This window comes from Rhizobium sp. K102 (assembly GCF_022385315.1).
GTDB lineage: Bacteria > Pseudomonadota > Alphaproteobacteria > Rhizobiales > Rhizobiaceae > Rhizobium > Rhizobium croatiense.
On the sequence record NZ_CP092436.1, the window covers coordinates 3,324,112 to 3,342,387 of the forward strand.

23 protein-coding genes, 1 tRNA gene and 1 pseudogene are annotated in these 18,276 nt (G+C 60.0%); 13 read left to right on the plus strand and 12 right to left on the minus strand.

Going from position 1 to position 18,276, the window contains the following annotated elements; genetic code table 11:
• Positions 1-3: 3 nt before the first annotated feature.
• From MHI61_RS22430 to MHI61_RS22440, 3 genes are all read right to left on the minus strand, one after another.
• Positions 4-897, minus strand: coding sequence for an EamA family transporter (locus MHI61_RS22430; RefSeq protein WP_239790586.1), 894 nt, complete (start codon positions 895-897; stop codon positions 4-6).
• A gap of 92 nt (positions 898-989) precedes the next feature.
• Complete coding sequence (recX, locus tag MHI61_RS22435) at positions 990-1,541, minus strand: recombination regulator RecX (RefSeq protein ID WP_239790587.1); 552 nt, start codon at positions 1,539-1,541, stop codon at positions 990-992.
• A 9-nt stretch (positions 1,542-1,550) separates the two neighbouring features.
• Complete coding sequence (locus tag MHI61_RS22440) at positions 1,551-2,576, minus strand: histone deacetylase family protein (RefSeq protein WP_239790588.1); 1,026 nt, start codon at positions 2,574-2,576, stop codon at positions 1,551-1,553.
• Between the two features lie 133 nt (positions 2,577-2,709).
• Between MHI61_RS22440 and MHI61_RS22445 the strand changes: the two genes are divergently transcribed.
• Complete coding sequence (locus MHI61_RS22445) at positions 2,710-3,321, plus strand: HAD-IA family hydrolase (protein WP_239790589.1); 612 nt, start codon at positions 2,710-2,712, stop codon at positions 3,319-3,321.
• 15 nt (positions 3,322-3,336) lie between these two features.
• Here MHI61_RS22445 and MHI61_RS22450 read toward each other — a convergent pair whose 3' ends face one another.
• On the minus strand, positions 3,337-3,855 hold the full coding sequence (locus MHI61_RS22450; protein WP_010029497.1) for a GNAT family N-acetyltransferase: 519 nt from the start codon (positions 3,853-3,855) through the stop codon (positions 3,337-3,339).
• Positions 3,856-3,879: 24 nt separating this feature from the next.
• Positions 3,880-4,448 (minus strand): annotated as a pseudogene (locus tag MHI61_RS22455) (XRE family transcriptional regulator).
• 135 nt (positions 4,449-4,583) lie between these two features.
• Here MHI61_RS22455 and tenA point away from each other — a divergent pair.
• The 4 genes from tenA to MHI61_RS22475 all read left to right on the plus strand — a co-directional run bounded on the left by tenA (position 4,584) and on the right by MHI61_RS22475 (position 7,780).
• On the plus strand, positions 4,584-5,282 hold the full coding sequence (tenA, locus tag MHI61_RS22460; protein WP_239790590.1) for a thiaminase II: 699 nt from the start codon (positions 4,584-4,586) through the stop codon (positions 5,280-5,282).
• A gap of 77 nt (positions 5,283-5,359) precedes the next feature.
• Complete coding sequence (gene lepA, locus MHI61_RS22465) at positions 5,360-7,192, plus strand: translation elongation factor 4 (RefSeq protein WP_239790591.1); 1,833 nt, start codon at positions 5,360-5,362, stop codon at positions 7,190-7,192.
• Between the two features lie 58 nt (positions 7,193-7,250).
• On the plus strand, positions 7,251-7,481 hold the full coding sequence (locus MHI61_RS22470) for a type II toxin-antitoxin system CcdA family antitoxin (RefSeq protein WP_239790592.1): 231 nt from the start codon (positions 7,251-7,253) through the stop codon (positions 7,479-7,481).
• Positions 7,481-7,780, plus strand: a complete 300-nt coding sequence (locus tag MHI61_RS22475) for a CcdB family protein (protein ID WP_239790593.1) — start codon at positions 7,481-7,483, stop codon at positions 7,778-7,780. The genes MHI61_RS22470 and MHI61_RS22475 overlap by 1 nt, the downstream gene beginning before the upstream one ends.
• A gap of 37 nt (positions 7,781-7,817) precedes the next feature.
• On the opposite strand, the gene MHI61_RS22480 is transcribed toward MHI61_RS22475, so the two are convergent.
• The 4 genes from MHI61_RS22480 to MHI61_RS22495 all read right to left on the minus strand — a co-directional run bounded on the left by MHI61_RS22480 (position 7,818) and on the right by MHI61_RS22495 (position 10,252).
• Positions 7,818-8,396 carry a hypothetical protein gene (locus MHI61_RS22480; RefSeq protein ID WP_239790594.1) on the minus strand — a complete coding sequence of 193 codons (579 nt, stop codon included), beginning with the start codon at positions 8,394-8,396 and terminating at the stop codon, positions 7,818-7,820.
• A gap of 23 nt (positions 8,397-8,419) precedes the next feature.
• Positions 8,420-8,872 carry a GFA family protein gene (locus MHI61_RS22485; RefSeq protein ID WP_239790595.1) on the minus strand — a complete coding sequence of 151 codons (453 nt, stop codon included), beginning with the start codon at positions 8,870-8,872 and terminating at the stop codon, positions 8,420-8,422.
• Between the two features lie 73 nt (positions 8,873-8,945).
• Positions 8,946-9,503: a sugar O-acetyltransferase gene (locus MHI61_RS22490; protein WP_239790597.1), complete on the minus strand. Its 558-nt coding sequence runs from the start codon at positions 9,501-9,503 to the stop codon at positions 8,946-8,948.
• Between the two features lie 11 nt (positions 9,504-9,514).
• Positions 9,515-10,252, minus strand: coding sequence for a type 1 glutamine amidotransferase (locus MHI61_RS22495; RefSeq protein ID WP_239790598.1), 738 nt, complete (start codon positions 10,250-10,252; stop codon positions 9,515-9,517).
• A gap of 128 nt (positions 10,253-10,380) precedes the next feature.
• Between MHI61_RS22495 and MHI61_RS22500 the strand changes: the two genes are divergently transcribed.
• The gene (locus MHI61_RS22500; protein WP_239790599.1) at positions 10,381-10,674 is read left to right on the plus strand and encodes a SelT/SelW/SelH family protein; all 294 of its coding nucleotides are present in this window, start codon (positions 10,381-10,383) and stop codon (positions 10,672-10,674) included.
• 2 nt (positions 10,675-10,676) lie between these two features.
• Here MHI61_RS22500 and MHI61_RS22505 read toward each other — a convergent pair whose 3' ends face one another.
• The gene (locus MHI61_RS22505; RefSeq protein ID WP_239790600.1) at positions 10,677-11,087 is read right to left on the minus strand and encodes a BA14K family protein; all 411 of its coding nucleotides are present in this window, start codon (positions 11,085-11,087) and stop codon (positions 10,677-10,679) included.
• A gap of 168 nt (positions 11,088-11,255) precedes the next feature.
• Between MHI61_RS22505 and MHI61_RS22510 the strand changes: the two genes are divergently transcribed.
• Positions 11,256-11,340, plus strand: a tRNA-Leu gene (locus MHI61_RS22510).
• 308 nt (positions 11,341-11,648) lie between these two features.
• A complete protein-coding gene (locus MHI61_RS22515) occupies positions 11,649-12,524 on the plus strand; it encodes a hypothetical protein (protein WP_239790601.1) in 876 nt (291 codons plus the stop codon).
• On the opposite strand, the gene MHI61_RS22520 is transcribed toward MHI61_RS22515, so the two are convergent.
• On the minus strand, positions 12,510-12,692 hold the full coding sequence (locus tag MHI61_RS22520) for a hypothetical protein (protein ID WP_239790602.1): 183 nt from the start codon (positions 12,690-12,692) through the stop codon (positions 12,510-12,512). The two genes, MHI61_RS22515 and MHI61_RS22520, sit on opposite strands and share 15 nt — an antisense overlap.
• 432 nt (positions 12,693-13,124) lie before the next feature.
• Here MHI61_RS22520 and MHI61_RS22525 point away from each other — a divergent pair, with 432 nt between their 5' ends.
• From MHI61_RS22525 to MHI61_RS22545, 5 genes are read left to right on the plus strand one after another with little or no spacing between them, the layout of a single operon-like run.
• Positions 13,125-14,045: a class I SAM-dependent methyltransferase gene (locus MHI61_RS22525; RefSeq protein WP_239790603.1), complete on the plus strand. Its 921-nt coding sequence runs from the start codon at positions 13,125-13,127 to the stop codon at positions 14,043-14,045.
• A 20-nt stretch (positions 14,046-14,065) separates the two neighbouring features.
• Positions 14,066-14,449: a cupin domain-containing protein gene (locus MHI61_RS22530; protein WP_064681492.1), complete on the plus strand. Its 384-nt coding sequence runs from the start codon at positions 14,066-14,068 to the stop codon at positions 14,447-14,449.
• A 3-nt stretch (positions 14,450-14,452) separates the two neighbouring features.
• A complete protein-coding gene (locus MHI61_RS22535; RefSeq protein ID WP_239790604.1) occupies positions 14,453-15,610 on the plus strand; it encodes a DegT/DnrJ/EryC1/StrS family aminotransferase in 1,158 nt (385 codons plus the stop codon).
• Between the two features lie 13 nt (positions 15,611-15,623).
• On the plus strand, positions 15,624-16,451 hold the full coding sequence (locus MHI61_RS22540; protein WP_239790606.1) for a class I SAM-dependent methyltransferase: 828 nt from the start codon (positions 15,624-15,626) through the stop codon (positions 16,449-16,451).
• Between the two features lie 11 nt (positions 16,452-16,462).
• Entirely contained in the window at positions 16,463-17,686 is a 1,224-nt protein-coding gene (locus MHI61_RS22545; protein ID WP_239790607.1) for a glycosyltransferase, read from the plus strand.
• Between the two features lie 61 nt (positions 17,687-17,747).
• Here MHI61_RS22545 and MHI61_RS22550 read toward each other — a convergent pair whose 3' ends face one another.
• Entirely contained in the window at positions 17,748-18,044 is a 297-nt protein-coding gene (locus MHI61_RS22550) for a DUF982 domain-containing protein (protein ID WP_010030002.1), read from the minus strand.
• Between the last annotated feature and the right edge of the window lie 232 nt (positions 18,045-18,276).

Genomic DNA, 18,276 nt, shown 5'->3' on the forward strand with positions numbered 1-18,276 from the left:
GCATCATTGCCTGGCTGAAAAGGTCGCGCCGGCGCTTGCGGCAACGACCAGGGCCGTTCCTGCCATCTGCAGAAGCGTCATCGGCTGCATCAGAATGACGAAGCCTGCCAGAGCCGCAATGGCCGGTTCCAGGCTCATGAGAATGCCGAAGGATGTTGTCGGCATTCGCCGCAGGGCAATCAGCTCCAGCGTATAGGGCAGCAGCGGCACGAGCACGGCAAGACCCGCCATCTCGATCAGGCCATAGGTGTCAAGCGCCGGCGCTGCGCCTGCAAAACCGAAGGGCGTAGCAACCGCCGCGGCAACCATCAGCGACATGGAAAGCCCTTCCAGCCCCTTGAAGCTGGCGCCGATCTTCTTGGTCAGCACGATATAGATCGCCCAGCCGGTCCCGGCGCCGCCGGCAAAGAGAATGCCCCACATATCCCCGATCCAGCCTTCGCCGTCATGGGCAAGCGCCAGCACGCCAAGCGCGGCAATGAGCGGCCAGACGAGACGCCGGCTGAGACCGTAACCGATGGTCGCGACCGAAAGCGGGCCGAGAAAATCGATCGCCACGGCAAGGCCGAGCGGAATGCGCTCGATCGCCGCGAAAAAACTCATGGTCATCAACGCTGTCGTCGTGCCGAGAACGAGCGCGCTTGTCCATTGCTCTCTGGAGTAACTGAATATGCGCGGACGGACGACGACGACCAGGATGACGGCGGCAAAGACGAGGCGCAGCCAGCTTGCGCCGGCCGGTCCGTAGGTGGCGATCGCGTGGGAAGACAGAGCTGCGCCGAACTGGATCGACGACATGGACAGGAGGCACATCAGCCCGCCGGCCGCCAGGCCGGAGGACGTTGCAGGCGTTTCCAATGCCAGCACGCCGGCGCCGTCGTTCGTTCCGTCTTTCATCTGCATCTCCGATTGAGCGCTGTTCATACGGAGGCCGCTTGCAACCGACAAATTCAATCTTCTGATCCAGGCAGCAAGAGAGCTGATGCATATCAGAGGCGGCCGGAGAGGATCACCTCTTCGGCGTCTTCGAAACTCATATCGAAGACCTTTTTGCCGATCTCGAAGCTGAAGCCATTGCGGGCGAAGGCGGACAGTTCCTTTGCCTTCCTGTTGTCGTCGAGTTCGCCACGGCGAAACGGGCCGAAGGCGCGTTTGCGGGCGAATATGGTCGCGGCGTAGAGATCGTCAGCCCCTTCGAGCGCAGCCTGCGCCTTGTCGCTCGCAACACCCTTGGCGGCAAGCTTCTGGGCGATCGCACGCTTCGACTTGCCGCCGCGCACGGCCGAGCGCGTGCTTATTTCGGCATAGGCGCGATCGTCGAGCACCTTGTTGTCATAGGCGAATTTGACGGCGAATTCGGCAACGGCCTTGAGCTGGCCGGCGCTGATCTCGTCGAACTTCTCCTTCGCCTTGCGGGTAATGGCGTCGAAGAGCTGCTTTTCCGTCATCATCCGGCGCTCCAGACGGTAGATGGTGGAGTTGCGCGCCCAGCTCAGCATGCGGGGTGTCGGGCTATCGGATGGAACGGTCTCGTCGATCATATCTAGCGATCAGGCTTCCAGACCCTTGAGGACATTGGCGACATTGAGCCCGATTTCCGGCACGCCGTAGCCGCCTTCCATGCAGACAAGCACCGGCAGGCCGGCGGCTGACATCATCGCGCCCATGCGGGTGAAATCGTCGGCGGTGAGCCTGAAGAATGAGATCGGATCGCGTTCGAAAGTGTCGACGCCGAGCGCCAGAACGATCGCCTCGGCGCCGAAGGCCCTGATGCGGGCGAGTGCATCGGCAAGGGCCGAAGACCAGACCCGCCATGGCGTGCCCGGCGGCATCGGATAGTTGCGGTTGGCGCCCGCCCCCGCCCCCTCGCCTTCCTCCTCGGCGTGCCCGAGGAAATAGGGGAAGGCGTGCATCGGATCGCCATGCAGCGAGGCCGTGAAGACATCGCCTCTGTGATAGAAGATGTCCTGGGTGCCGTTGCCATGGTGGAAATCGACATCGAGCACCGCGACCTTTTTCGCACCACGATCAAGCAGCCGCTGCGCCGCCACGCCCGCATTGTTGATGAAGCAATAACCGCCGAAAAGATCGATGCCGGCATGATGGCCAGGCGGGCGGCAGAGCGCGAAGGCGAAACGATGGCCCTCAGCCAGCCAGTCGGCGCCCGTTATGGCGCAGCGCATCGCGGCGATCGCCGCCGCGTAGGAGCCCTTGGTGATCGAGGTGTCGGCGGCATTGGCATAATGGCCGATCGCGCCGACGATATTGTCGGGCACGCGTTGGCTGGTGCGGCGCACCGGGAAGGAATTGGCGATCGCCTCGCCTTCGAAGCCGGCGGCCACCCAGCGGTCCCAGACAGTGGCGAGAAAATCGAGATAGGCGGGGTCATGCACCTTCCTGGCCGTTTCCAGCCCGTGCGCATCGGGTGCGACGACATCGGCAAAGCCCGCCTCCTTCACTGCCGCCAGGATCCATTCGGCCCGGAAAGGCGCCTCGAAGGGGGTCACCAGCTGGCCGGCATAGAGCTCGGTCCTGGCATCGCGCAGCTTATGGTCTTCGGAATAGATGACGCGCATTGCAGATTCTGCTCCTGATTGAAAATCGAGATTTACACGGCTTCGCCCCAACGAAAAAGCAGTGTGTCGGCTTGATCGCCGAGCTAAATGACGCCACCTTCGCCGATGTTTTCAGAACGAGGAAATTTTCCGCATGAAAGTGCTGATGGTCGATGTCGACGGTGTGCTCATTCATGGCCGACCGGCCGATGGCCTGCCTCTCTTCACCTATCTCGAGCGCGACCTTGGGCTGCGCCTCGACCTGCTGCAGCAGGCATTCTTCCAGACCCACTGGAGCGACATCGTCATCGGCCGCGAGGGGTTGGAACCGCGGCTTTCGGCCGTGCTTGCAGAGATCGCGCCCCATCTTAGCGCCGCAACCCTGATCGATTATTGGTTCGAAAACGATTCCCGCCTCGATCTCAATCTCTTGGAAGAGCTTGCCGCCCTCCGGCAAGGCGGTGTTGCCGTCTTTCTGGCGACCAATCAGGAGCACAGGCGGGCACGCTACCTGATGGAAGAGGCCGGCCTCGGCGCGCATGTCGACGGCATCATCTATTCCGCCGCGCTCGGACATCGCAAACCTTCGCCGGACTTTTTCCGGCTGGCGACCGAACGCGCCGGCGCCCCGCCCGGCGAAATCGGCTTCATCGACGACACGGCGGAAAATATCGAAGCGGCGCGGCAGTTCGGCTGGAACGCGGCGCAATGGACGGCAGGCACCACGCTTGCCGGGGCATTTCCGGCTTTGCGTCGACCGGCGTGAGTGGAGCCGGGGCAATCAGGCGAGCCGCTTGTAAAACAGGGTGGTGTCGCAATAGCCACCTTGCGGCCACAGCGCGTAGTCGGGAATGACGCCGACGCGCTGCCAGCCGAGACGCGGATAAATCGCTTCGGCATCGCTGCCGGTTGCCGTGTCGAGCACGAGCAGGGTCTTGCCGTGCTTTGCTGCCTCGCGTTCGGCGGCCTCCATCAGCAGCCGGGCGAGGCCCCGCCCGCGGACGGAGCGATGCACCAGGAGCTTCTTCAGATCGCCGCGATGCGGCTGGTTCGGCATTTGCGCCGACCCCACCTGCACCGTACCGACGATCCTGCCCTCCAGTTCAGCGACCAGAAGCAGGCTGACGCCCGCCCCGACCGCATCGGCGACATCGCGCCAGTAGGGTTCGGCATCGTCAGGCCCATAGGGCTGCATGAAGCCGACGGAGGCGCCGCCGGCGACGCAATCGGCGAGCACGTCCGAAAGATCGGCGATGGCGGCGCGGGCCTCCGCGGCGGAAAGGGCACGAATGGCGGGCATATGCTTCTCCTGAAATGAATATCGTTATCGGCCGCCGCGATCGAGCACGACGCAATAACGCGCCGGCGCGTTGCCGGGATTGTGAAAGACATGGCCCTCGCCGACCGGCATGAAGAGGCAGTCGCCGGGGCGCAGCCGGTAGACGGTTTCGCCCGCCGTCATCTCCAGCTCGCCATCGAACAGCCAGATATGCTGCGTCATGCCGTGGGATGCCGCATGCGGGGAAAGCTGACGCGCGCGCCAACGGGGAATTCGACTTCGACGATATCGACATCGGAGGCGGTGCCAGGCGCCGACACCGCACGCCTGAGATAGCCGGTTTCCGGATCGCGCCAGACCTGCTGCTCCTGCCGGCGGGCAAGCGGCGAGGCCTGCTCCCCCTCCTCCGCGAAGAAGGCAGAGAGCGACAGGCCGAGCGCGGCGCAGATCCTTGCCAGCAGCGAGGCCGTCGGGCTCGCCTCGGCCCGTTCGATCCGCGAAATCATCGCGCGGCTGACGCCGGAAGCTGCGGCAAGATCCTCCAGCGTCAAACCCTTATCCAGCCGCAGCGTGCGGATGCGAATGCCGATCGCCTGTTCGAGTTGCTGTTCCATCGTCCCATCCGCAATTCTACTATAAGAGAAATACATGATCCAATGATGGAATCAAGCCAATAAGCGGGGCGCGCACGCAACTTGCCTTCGCCGCAGCCTCGCCGGTATATGTCAGCGCGATCGATGGAGAGACCAATGGACGCCAGCACGCAGAGCACGGAACTGACGGGAAGCTTCACGGCCGCCGCCTGGGACAGGATTGCACCCATCATGGCCGAGATCAAGGCACTGCCGCTTCTGACGCGGCTCTCCGACGGCACGCTGCCGCCGGAAATCTTTCGCCACTACATCCTGCAGGACGCGCTTTATCTCAAGCACTATGCGCGATGCCTGGCCATCGTCGCGGCCAAGGCGCCCGACAATGCGCAGGTGCTGCGTTTTCTCGGCTCGGCGCAGAAGGCGATCACCGTCGAGCAGGGCCTGCATGCCGGCTTCCTCACCCAGTTCGGCATCACGGCCGCGGATGTGACCTCGGCCGAGCCGTCGCCCACCTGCTTTGCCTATACCAATTTTCTGCTGGCCACCGCCTATCACCGCTCCTACGCGGTGGCGCTTTCCGCCATTCTCCCCTGCTTCTGGATCTACTGGCATGTCGGCGAGGCGATCAAGAACCGGCCTGTTGTCGAGGGCAATGCCTTCCAAGCCTGGATCAACACCTATGGCGATCCGCAATTTGCTGCCGGCGCCCGCGAGGTGATCGCGCTGACCGACATCGCCGCCCGCGCCGCCTCGCCGATGGAACGCGCCGAAATGGCCGATGTTTTCGTGCGCGCCTCGCAATATGAATGGATGTTCTGGGATTCCGCCTGGCGGCTGGAGACCTGGCCGGTCTGAGAGGCGTTCGACCGGCTCGTAAAATAGCGTAAACGGCGGGATAATTACCGCTTTGCGGCCGGAGGCAGCGCTGCTATATGGCGCGCATGAGCACCAATTCCACCACTCCGCTATCCCATATCCGCAACTTCTCGATCGTGGCCCATATCGACCACGGCAAATCGACGCTGGCCGACCGCCTGATCCAGACGACAGGCGGCCTTGCCGAGCGCGAAATGTCCGAGCAGGTGCTCGACAATATGGATATCGAGCGCGAGCGCGGCATTACCATCAAGGCCCAGACAGTGCGCCTGCACTACCAGGCTGACAATGGCGAGAAATACATTCTCAACCTGATCGACACGCCCGGCCACGTCGACTTCGCCTATGAGGTCTCGCGGTCGCTGTCGGCCTGCGAGGGCTCGCTGCTCGTCGTCGACGCTTCGCAGGGTGTGGAAGCGCAGACGCTCGCCAACGTCTATCAGGCGATCGACAACAACCACGAGCTCGTCACCGTGCTCAACAAGATCGACCTGCCGGCGGCCGAACCCGACCGCATCAAGGAACAGATCGAGGAAGTGATCGGCATCGACGCTTCGGAGGCTGTGCTGATCTCAGCCAAGACCGGCCTCGGCATTCCTGATGTGCTGGAAGCGATCGTCCACAAGCTGCCGGCGCCGAAGAGCCCGGGCGGCGACAAGGCGCCACTGAAGGCGCTGCTCGTCGACAGCTGGTACGACACCTATCTCGGTGTCATGGTTCTCGTGCGCATCATCGACGGCGTGCTGACCAAGGGCCAGACGATCCGCATGATGGGCACCGATGCCAAATACCAGGTGGAGCGTGTCGGCGTGCTGACGCCGAAGATGGTCAATGTCGACAGCCTCGGCCCCGGCGAGATCGGCTTCATCACCGCCTCGATCAAGGAAGTGGCCGATACCCGCGTCGGCGATACGATCACCGAAGACAAGCGGCCGACCGCACAGGCACTGCCGGGCTTCAAGCCGGCACAGCCGGTGGTGTTCTGCGGGCTCTTCCCGGTCGATGCCGCCGATTTCGAGGATCTGCGCGCCGCCATGGGCAAGCTTCGCCTTAACGACGCTTCCTTCTCCTTCGAAATGGAATCGTCTGCGGCGCTCGGCTTCGGCTTCCGCTGCGGCTTCCTCGGCTTGCTGCATCTCGAAATCATCCAGGAGCGGCTGGAGCGCGAGTTCGACCTCGACCTGATCGCCACCGCCCCTTCCGTCGTCTACAAGATGTTCATGACCGACGGCACGGAGCGCGAGCTGCACAATCCGGCCGACATGCCCGACGTCGTCAAGATCTCGGAAATCCACGAGCCGTGGATCCGCGCGACGATCCTCACACCCGACGATTATCTCGGCGGCATCCTGAAGCTCTGCCAGGACCGGCGCGGCATCCAGATCGAACTCACCTATGTCGGCACGCGCGCGATGCTGACCTACGATCTGCCGCTCAATGAAGTCGTCTTCGATTTTTACGACCGGCTGAAGTCGATCTCCAAGGGCTATGCCTCCTTCGACTATACGCTGACCGATCATCGCGAGGGCAACCTCGTGAAGATGTCGATCCTCGTCAACGGCGAGCCGGTCGACGCACTGTCGATGATGGTGCACCGCACCGCCGCCGAAAAGCGCGGCCGCGACATGTGCGAGAAGCTCAAGGAGCTGATCCCGAAGCACATGTTCAAGATCCCGATCCAGGCGGCGATCGGCGGCAACGTCATCGCCCGCGAGACGATCTCGGCGCTGCGCAAGGACGTGACAGCGAAATGCTACGGCGGCGATGCCACCCGAAAGCGCAAGCTGCTCGACAAGCAGAAGGCCGGCAAGAAGCGCATGCGCCAGTTCGGCAAGGTCGAAATTCCGCAGGAAGCCTTCATCGCCGCGTTGAAGATGGGCGACGAATAACGCTTCTCAATAGTGCCTTATGCGCATATGATTTGCGCATAAGGCCAAGGAGATCGTTATGGCGCAGCGGCCAAGGAAAGCAGCGAACCTCTCTCTCGATGAGGGACTCGTGTCGCAGGCGCGTGAGCTGAAGATCAACATATCCCGGGCGGCGGAAGATGGGATCGCGAAGGCCATAAAGGCGGAACGCGAACGGCTGTGGCGTGTCGAGAACGCGGAGGCCATCCGGCTGGAGAACGAGTATGTCGAAAAGCACGGCTTGCCCTTCGCCAAATACCGTCAGTTTTAATGGCGCGCTTTCACGTCTATCGCTTGAAAAGCGGGAATGTCCTGGCCATCGATCTTCAAGCCAATCTGCTTGACGATCTGCCATCGCGGGTCATGGTCCCATTGCATCCAGTTCAGGAGCTGAGCTGGTCGATCTCGCGGCTAAACCCGCGCTTCTCAATCGAGGGGGAAGCCTACGTCATGGCGACTCAGCGCATGGCATCGATCCCGACCACGGAACTCGGAAGCGCCATCGCGGATCTTACCGCCGACAGCGACCGCATCGTGGCTTCCGTCGACTTTCTCTTCCAGGGCTTCTGAAATCAACGCTGCACGCTTTTCCCGCATCATGCTCTAGCTATCGGTCGTCAAAGCCCTTCGCGGAGTTCTCGGAAATCCGTCGGCAATGCAGAAGATATTCCGCCGAGCGATCGTCGTCGTTCCATGCATCGGTTTCAGGAATTTCCCGCCATCCACTCAGGGCAGGATCGCGAACCATCCGGTTTTCGCCTGCGTCGACAAACGGCGCTGTCTGCATCTCGATCCCTTCAATGATCCAATCATGGATCATAGCTGGCGCATCGTCGAAGTGGCTGATCTGCTCGAAATAGAAGAACGGGTCGATCCCGATATAGACACGGCCTTCCAGCCATGTTCCGGGGCGCGCGTCCTTGGGCGGCGCCACATTTTGAAATGCGGGTATTCCGAAATCCATAGCCCACCAATCTTCGGATATGTGTGTGACACGCCCGCGAGCCTGATAGAACGAGCCGCTCTCACGCCTCATGAAAACATCGCCGCGATGGTCACTAATCCTCAGCGCCGTTTCATTGTAGAATTCCAGGGCAAAGGCCGCCCGCTGTCCCCTTTGGAATTCGCCGTAGTTTCCATCCATGATGATCCAGGCGGAAAGACCGACGGCTAGTTCATTCAACATCCTTTTGATCCCGAGATTGGTTTCTACGATCGCGCCATATACTCCTTCACCAACCCCTCGTAGGCCGCCATCTCCGGCAGTGCCGTGTAGCTGTGCACCGCGCCGGTCTCGGCAAAGGCCAGCTTCTCGCTCGTCCATGTCTCGATGAAAGGCGTGAACCAGCTGGGGTCATCGAGCATGGTGACGCGCAGGTTGACGAACCAGTCCATGCCTTCCGGGCGGGTGAACATCCAGCTCATGCAATGCGGGCAGAAATAGTGTTTCGTCGTGCCGTGCAGGCCGCCGATGGCGGGCTCGCCCTTCGTCACCTCGAAACCTTCGCTTGGGATGGCGGCACTCAGCGAATAGGCGCTCGCGGTCATCCTCTGGCAGCCCGTGCAATGGCAAGCCATGGTCAGTAGCGGCGGCGCGCTGATCTTCAACCGCACCCGGCCGCAACGGCAGCCGCCTTCCATGGGTAAGTTCTTTGCTGTCATCATTACTCTCCCCTTCCGCCACCTGATCTAGCGGAGCCGGCGCCATTGTCGAGGGAGCCCGCGGCCACGAATCTCAGGGACGGCTTATCGGACGCGCGGGATTGCCGACCACCGTTGCACCCGCCGGCACATCCTTCGTCACGACCGCGCCGGCGCCGACGATCGCGCCCTCGCCAATCGCCACGCCGCCGAGGATGATGGCACCGCCGCCGATCCAGACGTCGCTGCCGATCGTGACCGGCCGGGCGATCTCGATGCCCGCACCGCGGAGGGGAAGATCCCTGTGATGCTCGGCGCAATAAATCTGTACGCCCGGACCGAACATGCTGCGATCGCCAATCGTCACCCGGCCGGAATCGAGAATGGTGCAGCCGGCATTGAAATAGACGCGCTCGCCAAGAACGATGTTGATACCGTAAGAGCAGTGAAACGGCGCTTCGATGAAGATATCGGGCGCGGCCTGCGCAAAGAGCGCCCTCAAGGCAGGCGCCGCGGCGCCCCGCTCGTCGGGCGGCAGGGTGTTGTGGGCGTAGATGGCCACGCGCGCCTGCTGGCGCAGGCGATCGAGTTCGTCGTCAAGGCAGCAATACCATTCCCCGGCCGCCATCTTTTCGCGTTCGCTGACCGGCATCGCCTCGTTCCTCACGCGGTCGCCTGCGACAGCAGTCCGGCCTCTTGCCGCTCGATCAGGCTGACCCAGGCGCGCGCTATGGCAAGGCCTGCGGCATCGGCGGCGGCGCCATGGCGCGCTGCCAATTCGTCATAATTCTCCAGCCAGCCGGGAGCGATACGCTCGATCGTGCCGGGGAATTCGCTGTTCCATTGCCTGACGACCTCAGTGTCGGCCTCGAAGTGAAACTGCGTGCCGTAGACGGCGCGGCCGATGCGGAAGGCCTGGTTCTCGGCGACGGAGCTCGTCGCAAGACAAACCGCACCTTCGGGCAAGGAAAACGTGTCGGCATGCCATTGAAAGATGGTGAACTCGCCGCCCACATCAGACAGCAGCGGATCGGACCGGCCTTCACCCGTGACGCCAATGCTGTGCCAGCCGAACTCACGAGCGGCACCCAGCAGATTGTCGGCGCCATAGGCGCGGGCGAGGATTTGGCTGCCGAGGCAGATGCCGAGCACGGCTTTGCCGGCATCGCCGAAGCGGCGCGTTAGCCGCACGAGTTCCGGCAGGTAGGGGTGAGTCTCGTCATCCAGCGCGCTCTGTTCGCCGCCGAGAACGACGAGCGCGTCATGGCCGGCTATATCTTGCGGCAGACTGCCGTCCCGCCACACGCGGAACCACTCGATCTCCGCTCCCGCCTCCTCGAGCGCTGTGGCAAGCGCGCCGAGCCCGGTATTTTTCATATTTTCGACGACTGCGACTCGCATGGCTTTTCCCGATCTGGCCGATAGCGGGAGGAGATCATGCCCGGATGGGGCGCGCAAGACGCTTGTGCAAGACCGATTGCGCACGCAGGCGGCAAGGCTTAAACCTGCCGGAACGAAAGGAAATGGCCATGACCGAAAAAACCCGCGTCTCGATCCTCTACTGCACCCAGTGCAATTGGCTGCTGCGCGCCGCCTGGATGGCGCAGGAGCTGCTGCACACCTTTTCCGACAGCCTCGGCGAGGTGGCGCTGATCCCCGGCACCGGTGGCAATTTCGAAATCCGCGTCAATGGCGACCTCATCTGGGAGCGCAAGCGCGACGGCGGCTTTCCCGGGCCGAAAGAGCTGAAGCAGCGGGTTCGCGACATCGTCGAGCCCGGCCGCGATCTCGGCCATGTCGACCGCGCCTCGCTCGAGAGCTGACCTCAGCGATAGGGCGAGCGGCAGACCCGGTAGACGCCCTCATAGGTGAGGAAGTGATCCGTCCGCGGATTGTAGGAGCGGTATTCGTTGGTGCACCAGGCGATATGCTTGTTCATATCGCGCGCCGCCGGCTGTGCGCGGCGCACCGGCGGCGGATCATAGGTCAGCTGCGGCCGCCCGGCCGCACCCGGCAGATAATAGGTCGGCCCGGCGCCACGCGGACGGTAGTTCGGCTGGACATAGGCGGGCCGATGCCATTGCTGCGGCCCGAAACCGAAGCAGCCGCGAAAATCGCAGAGCGTCGACCCCGTATTGAGCGGCCCGAGACCCGGCTTCGGCGAATCAGCGCTGGCCATGGCAGGCGCGAAAACGGCGAGAAGACCGGCGAACAGAAGCGTGCGGGCAGCAGCCATGAAGCATTCCTTTCGATATTCCCTCCATATAGGGCGTCGCGAGCGAAGCGCTATGCCCATCCTCCGGCGGCTCTTCCGCATGTGATCGGCAGTTTTTTGCCGACTGTCAGGAAAACTTCAAAAACCCAGTTGACAGTCACGAGCCACCCCCTTACATCGCTCTCCGTCGCCCAGATGGCGGAATTGGTAGACGCGCAGGTTTCAGGTACCTGTGCCGCGAGGCGTGGAGGTTCGAGTCCTCTTCTGGGCACCATTTCCAATTTCAGGCCGCCGTTCCAGGCGGTTCTGAACGCCCCAAAACCCTGCTCCCAAGTGCTCTTCCGCTATTCTCTGCAATTTCGTTGCATCTGAACATTTGTTGACAGCAGACAAGGCGATGCCGGCTCGCCCAAAGCCAAAAGAAGCTCCCGAAACATGGCGACGCACGGGTTTCGCGGTTTCGTTTTGCTGTCGGCACTGGATCGGTATAATGGCGACTATTCTCGATGCAGACTTTTTCCGGCCATCGCCAGTCTGCAATACACTGCGTAATTGGCAGCTCTCGACTTTGCTTGAAATGAAATGACATCGATAATCAGAATTTTATACGGCAGTCTGCGCAGCGCGATTCTCGCCAAAAAGCACGCTCGAGAAGAACTGAAGCGCTTGGCTGCACCGTTGGCGTTAGCCGCGCAGAATGTGCAGCTGCGCAATCGGCACGCAGGCCAGCGTTGCTTCATACTTGCCAACGGACCAAGTATAAAGCAGCAGGATATCCGCGTACTCAAGTCCGAGCATGTAATTTCGGTATCCAGCGGATATCTACATTCCGATTATGCAGAAATCGCACCCGCATATCATTGCGTGCCGCAGATTACCTACGGCTTAATGTCCCGAGCCGACGTTGTTGCCTGGTTTCGCGAAATGCACCAGAAACTCGGGCACGCGGTGCTTTTTCTCAATCACACGGAAGAAGCCGTCGCGCGCGAGGAGAAGCTCTTCGCCGGCCGCCAGGTACGATATACGGTTTTCTCGGGCGGCTTTTCCGAATATCCGACAGATGAGATTCCGGACATCGCATCCCGCATACCCGCCGTTCAGTCGGTGCCGGTCATGGGTTTGATGATCGCTATGTATATGGGGTTTTCGGAAATATATCTTCTTGGCACCGACCACGACCACTTCCGCACCGCTGAATACAAGTATTGCTTCGAGCCAACGGTTTTGCGCGGCAAGGACAGTACCGTCGATGCCGACGGCAAGCCCACTTCCTGGTATGCGGAGTTCGTGGGATTGGCGCGCCTCTGGGAGCAGTACAGGTCGATCAAGCAGATCGCCCAGCATCATGGCATCCGTATTTTCAACGCGACTGCCGGCGGCGAATTGGACGAATTTCCCAGGGTGGACTTTGCGTCGTTATTTCCACCAGCACAGGCGCAATCTTCAGCCGAATGCTGATATCCGTGACCCCGTCATTACCGACGGCTCGACCGCTTCAAGTCCGATCTCCGAGACGTCAGACAGCCTCGCGCCGACGATGCGTCGCAGGCGAATGTTGCGAAGGTGGTCGATTTTCGGCGAGATCGACACCGTAACGCCGTTCGGATCGGAAAAACGTCGTTGCATTGGCATCGTCCGTTCAATAGTTAGTACACCGATTTCGCAAACCCTTGATCAATGGAATCCAGCGGTCTGCCGTCAACCGAGTGCGTCCCCAGTTGGGTTCAGACTACAGAAATAAAGGGATATCACCCATGAATTGTCGTATGTGTGGCAGCACCAAGTTGCATAAATTTCTCGACTTGGGTTTTACACCTCCAGCCGACCAATTCCGGCGCAGGGATCAGGCGCGTGAGCCGGACGTTTATTATCCCTTGCAGGTAATGATGTGTGACGATTGTGGCTTGGCCCAGTTGAGTCATGTCGTCTCTCCAGAAGTCTTATATCGAAACGACTATCCTTATGAGTTGTTCCACCACCCGTACCGGTCAGGCGCACTGGTCGGAGTTCGCTGCCAGCGTCGTTGAACGCCTTAAGTTAGGGCCGGAGGACTTGGCGGTGGATATCGGCAGCAATGTGGGCGTGCTGCTGGGCGCTTTCCAAAGCCAAGGCTTGCGGGTGCAGGGCGTCGACCCTGCGGCCAACATCGTCCTGATCGCCCAGGCAAATGGGATCGACACGATCTGCGATTTTTTCAATGAAGACACCGCTCGCACGATCGTTGCCGACAAAGGTCACGCATCGGTGGTTACCGCGACCAACGTATTTGCCCATGTGGATGACCTGGATCGCTTTATCTCCAGCGTCAAGGAATTGCTTAGCGAAAAAGGCGTGTTCATTTTTGAAGCGCCGTATTTCGTCAATCTGCTCAAGCACAACGAATACGACACGATATATCACGAGCATCTCTCGTACCTGTCGGTCAAACCTCTGCTGGCCTTTTTCCGCAAGCACGACATGGAAATATTTCATATTGAGGAGCGCGATATTCATGGCGGCTCTTTCCGTGTGCATGTGGGCCGGACCGGCATGTGGCCCGCTTCGTCGGACGCAGAACGCATGGCGCAACAAGAAGTGGAAATGGGCATATACAGCCACGAAAAACTGGCCGAGTTTGCCGCTGCCGTCAGGCGCAACAAGGACGAACTGACCTGGCTGCTTCATTCCCTCAAGCATGAGGGCAAGCGGATCGCCGCCGTCAGCGCCCCCGCCAAGGGTATGACCCTGCTCAATTACTGCGGCCTTGACGCCGACATACTTGATTTCGTCACGGAGAAGTCGAAGCTGAAAATTGGCCGTTATACCCCGGGCGCGCACATTCCCGTGGTATCCGATGAAGAACTGCTCAACCGTCAGCCTGATTATGCATTGCTCTTGGCCTGGAATTTTGCCGAGGAGATCATCGGAAACCTGCACGAATTCCGGCGCCGGGGAGGCAAATTCATTATCCCGATCCCCTTCCCCAAAATCGTCGACTGACTGTTCTTAAGGAGCACGTAATGGAGAAAATCTCCCTGGCCCCCGCATTCAAGGATGCTCGCGGCGAAATTACCGATCTTCTCGAAAACGAGACGATCAACGCAATTACGCGCATCACCTTTTCCAAAGGCGCGGTACGCGGCAACCATTATCACGAGCAAACCACCCAATGGAACTATGTGATATCGGGCCGCATCAAGTTGGTCAGTCAGTTGCCCGGCGAGCCGGTGGTTGAGATTGTGATGAATCCGGGCGAACTCTTCGTTACGAAGCCCCATGTGCGCCATGCCCTTGTAGGCTTGGATGATGCTGATCTGCTGGTCTTTACCAGGGGACCGCGTGGCGGTAAGGAATACGAAAGCGATACGTTCCGTCTCGACGTTCCCCTGGCAACCGGTATCTGAGCCATGTCAACACAATCCTTGCGCCAGGATTCGTCCGCATCCGTACGTCGCGTGCCCGTCTCGCAGCCATTGCTGGGGCCGGAAGAAACCCATCATGTCAACGCGGCCTTGGCCCAAGGCGCCATCTCGGGTTTCTTCGGCGACTACCTGTCAACGTTCGAACAGGAATTCGCCGCTTATTGCGACTGTGCTCATGGGGTATCGGTGTCCAGCGGAACCACCGCACTTCACCTGGCGCTGGCAACCCTGTCGATCGGTCGCGGCGACGAGGTGCTAGTGGCCTCGCTGACCAATATGGCAACGTTTTTCGCGGTGCTGTACCAGGGGGCGCATCCTGTCCCGATTGACTCCGAAGCCGATACTTTGAACCTCGATCCGGCGCTGTTACGCGCAAAGATCACTTCGAAGACCAAAGCTATTCTGGTGGTGCACCTGTTTGGTCACCCGGTCGACATGGATCCCGTCATGCAGATTGCCCGCGAGCACAATCTGTACGTGATCGAAGACTGTGCCGAGGCTCATGGCGCCCTGTACAAAGGCCGCAAGGTCGGTGGTATCGGCGACATCGGCTGCTTCAGCTTCTACGCCAACAAGGTGATCACAACAGGTGAAGGCGGGATGCTGACACTCAATAACGCCGAGTGGGCTGACCGCGCCCGTAATCTCAAGGGATTGGCGTTCGGTGACAAGAACAAATTTATGCATAAGGACATCGGATACAACTTTCGGATGACCAATCTGCAGGCAGCGATCGGGCATGCCCAGTTCGGCAAGATCGAACAGATCATCGATGCCAAGCGAAGCATTGCAAACAAGTATACGCAACGCCTGCGCGGGCGCGACGACCTGCAGTTGCCGGTGGAAAAGCCTTATGCCCGCAATGTTCACTGGATGTACATGGTGCTCGTCAGCGGACGCAACGCGGGGCGGCGCGCAGAAGTGATGCGTGCGCTGGCACAGAAGGGCATTGAGAGCCGCGAGAATTTCCTGCCTTACAACATGCAGGAGATTTTTATCGATCGCGGCTGGACCAGTGCCGATGAATGCCCGGTGGCGAACGACCTCGGCCTGCGCGGCTTTTATCTGCCCAGCGGCCCTGCGATTTCTGATGACGACATTGATTACGTCTGCCAGAGCCTGATCGAAGCATTGGACCAATGAGTGTTTTTGCGCCGTGACAGGGAAAGAACAAGAGCCGATTCCGTTCGGCGAATACTCCGCGATCTATGATCTTATATACCGCGACAAGGACTATGCCGGTGAGGCTGGCTTTGTCGCGGCTCTGATTGAGCAATACGCGCCGCGTCAACATGATGCGCCGATTCGGGTTCTGGATCTGGCCTGTGGTACAGGACGTCATGCCATGGAACTGGCGGCCGGGGGCTATGTTGTCGAAGGTAGCGACATCTCATCGGGGATGGTTGCGGTGGCGCGCGATAGCGCCAGGGAACGCGGGCTCGATGTAGGATTCCACGAGTGTTCGTTTCAAACTGCCGATACAATCCCGGGTTCTTTCGACGTCGTTCTGGCCATGTTTGCGGCACTGGGCTATCTCACCCGCTTTACCGATTTTGAACTGACCTTGAGGAATGTCGCGCAGAAAATGGCGCCGGGCGGCATTTTCATTTTCGATGTGTGGAACGGCGCGGCGGTGCTGCCGCAATATTCCCCTCACAAGGTGAGGCACGAGGCGGACGATAAACGCAAGGTGGAGCGCGTTTCCCGTACGACCCTCGATGAGATTGCACAACAAGCCGTCGTCAATTTCGAATTCAAGGTCGATTATGCAGACGGGACCGTAAAGCATTTCAGCGAGAACCATCGCGTGCGGTTTTATTTCCCGCAGGAAATGGTCGACTTGCTGACAGCGCTCGGTTTCGAAGTTCTTCTGCGATGCCCCTTTATGCAGCCGGAAAAAGCAGTGTCTAAGGACGACTGGAACATGACTTATGTTGTGCGGAAAATGTCGGACAGGCCGACGGCCGCGTACCAAGGCCAGTAACGGAGCGCAGTTTGAAGGTCGGCTTTTTCTTCAATGATCCTTCTCCGCAATCTGGCGGCGTATTTACTTATCAGCAGGATATCTTCAGGTCCTTTCTGGAACTGGCGGCGGATTCACGTCACGAATTTCACGTGATTTGCGAACACGATAAGAAAGAGGATTTTTCTGCCCTTCCGGGCCGTCCTTCCAACGTGCATATTTCTGCCATGGCCGCTCCCGAGCCGCCGCTCACGCCACGCCGGCGCGTCAAGCGTTTCTTGCGGCGCGTGCTGGGAAAAAACAATGGAGCGCGCGAAGAGGGGCCTCAGATCAGCCGTGCCGCGGCGGTCCTGGCGCGGAATGATATCGAGTTCACTTGGTCGATCGGGCACTATGAGCATGAAGCTTTCGACGTGCCTTACATTACCACCGTCTTCGACCTTCAGCACAGGCTGCAGCCGTTTTTTCCCGAAGTCAGCCTGGGCGGATTGTGGGATATTCGTGAAGAGTTCTTTAGCCGCTATCTCAGGCGTGCTGCGTATGTGATTACCGGCACCGAAGAAGGCCGGCGCGAAATCGAAAATTTCTACCGTGTTCCGGCAACGCGCATCCGTGTTATTCCCCTGCCCACGCCTAGCTTTTGCTTCAATCCTCCTGAGATCGACACGCCGTCCCGGCTCCAGGCTTTGGGAATTACCGGCCGATATCTGTACTATCCAGCGCAATTCTGGGCACACAAGAACCACGCCAACCTATTGCACGCGTTACGCTTGATCAATGACGGAGAGGCGGAGCCGTTCCAGCTTGCCTTGGTGGGGTCCGATCACGGCAATCTTGAGCACTTGCGCTCGCTGGCGCGCAACCTTGGTATAGAACAACAGGTGCTGTTCCTCGGTTTTGTCGCCCGTGAGGATCTGACCGCGCTCTATCAGGGAGCGTTCGCGCTGACTTATGCAAGCCAGTTCGGACCGGATAATTTGCCGCCCCTGGAAGCCTTTGCCTTCGGATGCCCGGTGATAGCCTCGAATTATGACGGCGCCCACGAACAATTGGAGGACGCCGCCCTCTACGTCGACGCCTTGGCGCCGGAATCAATCGCTGCTGCGGTTCGACAGTTACTGCAAAACCCTGATCTGCGCCAGCAGATGATCGAGAAGGGTCATATACGGGCTCGCAAATGGACCGCCGCCGATTACGTGCGGCAGATATTCTCTATACTTGACGAATTCGAAATGGTTCGTCGATGCTGGCGCTGAATATGGCCCAAGCAAGTGTCTACAACTCTTAGGAGACGCTTGATGAGGTGAAAAATGGCCTCTACGCCGCCATGTGCGGCGTTGTCTGCCCACTGTCGGGGATCACTGACAAAACGGCGATGCCAGCCTCCCTGGCGGCGCTCAGAAGCAAATCCCTAAGCTGATCCGTCCCCGCTTGCCCCGTAATGGCATCCGCGCAAGCCTTCACGGCCGCGACGTATTCCTCTCCATCCTCAAGCGGCCATTCCGTCATTAAAACCTCGGCGGCATCGCGGAGCGTTCTCACGATCCTACGCTGGTGCCGGGCGCCAAGAAAGAGAACAAGAGGCGAAAAATCCGCCGATGTGTTCCATTGCATTGCACTTTCTCCCCAAGGATTAGAATATTAGTAATAATGCAAGGAGCGTGCCGGGCAAGGTGGAAAGCGATTTTGTTGCCCGATAGAGCCATTTTCTTCTGATCCCTCCGGCAGACCGACGTGGCTGGTGCGGCCAGCTCAGCTGTTCCATTGCTCACATGGCCTTGCGGAAAGCGCCGCTCCCCGTCCCATCCCTCCGCAAGCCTCGCACAAGAACGAAATCGGATACCGA